We start from the raw sequence: 1,273 nt of genomic DNA on the forward strand, positions 1-1,273 counted from the left end.
ATACAAATACAATTCCTATTATGTCGGAATGACAAATTACAACAGCCTTTTGTCATTTTGAACGACAGTGAAAAATCACATACTACTTGGAGTCAGCCCTTAATGAGATTGACCACGTCGAATCTTCGATTTCCTCCTTCGTCAGAATGACAAATTACAATAATCTAAACGAATGTCATGCCTGTGCAGACAGGCATCCATACACTGTAATTTGAATTGCCGTAATTTCGCAAAATTAATGAGATGCCTCCTTCGTCGGAATGACAAATCACAACAGCCTTTTGTCATTTTGAACGACAGTGAAAAATCGCATACTACTTGGAGTCAACCCTCTTATGAAATTCCCCTATTGTCGGAATAACAAAATACAACAAGCTATTTTACGTCTCACATCTCCTGCTTCACACTTCACTTCTTTACAAACACACACACTATTTAAATAATTCCATGTACTTTTGAATTTTTAAAATAACAACTATGAGTTTATCAAAAAAAATAGATCTCCGCAGCGGATCTACATGTGAATTATGTGGTGCTACAGAAAATTTAAACGATTTTGAAGTTGCACCATCAAAAGAAAGTATTGCTGCTTGTAACCTCTGTATCAATCAAATTGAAAATCCAGAAAATGCGGACCCTAACCATTGGCGTTGTTTAAATGATAGTATGTGGAGTGAAGTTGCTGCTGTTCAGGCTGTTGCTTGGAGAATGTTAACCCATTTACGTTCAGAAGGTTGGCCTCAAGATTTATTAGATATGTTGTATCTAGATGAAGAAACGTTGGAATGGGCAAAAGCTACTGGAGTTGGTGTTGAAGAAGATGAAAACGCTGTGGTACATAGAGATGTGAATGGTGTTATTTTACAAGCCGGAGATTCTGTGGTTTTAATAAAAGACCTAAAAGTAAAAGGCTCTAGTATGATTGCAAAACAAGGAACAGCAGTTAGAAGAATTTCCTTAGATCGCGATAATGAAAAATATATTGAAGGAAAAGTTGGACCAACGCAAATAGTTATTATTACCGATTATGTGAAGAAGTTGTAATGTGTTAGACGTGAGAAGTGAAGAGTGAGAAGTGAGAAGTTGGGAGGTTTGTTTAAAAGTAACAGATTACTTCACTGTGTTTCTAATAAAGATTCTTTCTAAACTGTCATTCCTGCGTAGGCAGGAATCTTATGAATAATACCTACAAGTTTATTATAGTTCCAAAATAACAGATTACTTCGTCGCTACGCTTCTCGTAATAACGGTTCAAAGTATAGCCCGTCATTGC

At 36.1% G+C, this 1,273-nt stretch carries 1 protein-coding gene; it reads left to right on the forward strand.

The window, feature by feature from the left end:
• The first annotated feature begins 477 nt into the window (after positions 1–477).
• On the forward strand, positions 478–1,044 hold the full coding sequence (locus IEW75_RS15665) for a PhnA domain-containing protein (RefSeq protein WP_134247594.1): 567 nt from the start codon (positions 478–480) through the stop codon (positions 1,042–1,044).
• The last annotated feature ends 229 nt before the right edge of the window (positions 1,045–1,273 follow it).

It is taken from the genome of Lutibacter litoralis (genome assembly GCF_014646675.1).
Lineage (GTDB): Bacteria > Bacteroidota > Bacteroidia > Flavobacteriales > Flavobacteriaceae > Lutibacter > Lutibacter litoralis.

Coding starts and splice junctions, on each gene's coding strand:
- IEW75_RS15665 (WP_134247594.1), top strand. CDS start 478: ATGAGTTTATCAAAAAAAATAGATCTCCGCAGCGGATCTACATGTGAA.